Annotated in this window: 1 protein-coding gene; it reads right to left on the bottom strand. The window is 45.4% G+C overall.

Going from position 1 to position 720, the window contains the following annotated elements; all coding sequences use genetic code 11:
* The coding region (gene yfkAB, locus ACWHAR_RS26945) for a radical SAM/CxCxxxxC motif protein YfkAB (RefSeq protein ID WP_452088413.1) at nucleotides 1-561 on the bottom strand (561 nt) is incomplete at its 3' end.
* Nucleotides 562-720 lie beyond the last annotated feature (159 nt).

Raw genomic sequence — 720 nt, 5'->3', positions numbered from 1 at the left:
AGATACCATTACTCCGGCATCCACGAGCGTGCGGCTGTTTTCGATCATTTTTTCAAAATAGCGCGCGCGCTGTTCGAAGGTCGGTTTTCTGTCCATCATGGCAAAGCCGATTTCAGCAAAATCTTCAACTGTACCCCAGTTATGAGAAATATGTAGCACATCGAGATACGGAATGATCCATTCGTACCGCTCGATGTCGAGGGTCAGATTTGAATTAATTTGTGTCCGCACACCCCGTTCATGGGCATATTTCAATAAAGGAACAACATATTCTTTTACTGATTTCAACGAAAGCATCGGCTCTCCGCCTGTGATGCTGATGGATCTGAGGCGCGGGATTTCCTCCAGCCGTTTTAACAGAAGATCTATTGGCAGAGCATTCGGGTCTTTAGGCTGCAATGTATAGCCTACAGCACAATGCTCGCATCTCATATTGCACAGTGTCGTCGTTGTGAATTCAACGTTTGTCAGCTGCATGTCTCCGTATTGGTCAACATCCATATAGGCTTCCCAAGGGTCAAACTCGGGCGTAATCGGACGCAGCTTCGTGTTTTGTGTCATGACTATCTAACTCCTTTATAAATGGGCATACTAACGCTGCCAACAGTTAATTTTAGACCTGATTTGCCAAGATCGCAAGTAGCGCGGCGATTGAAAAACGGCAAAAAATGAGCTACCATAATAAAAAATGAATGGAGGAACAGAATGGGGAACGCCGTA

The organism is Bacillus sp. LR--39, from assembly GCF_053613335.1.
This window is presented reverse-complemented; position numbering and strand designations above follow the sequence as displayed.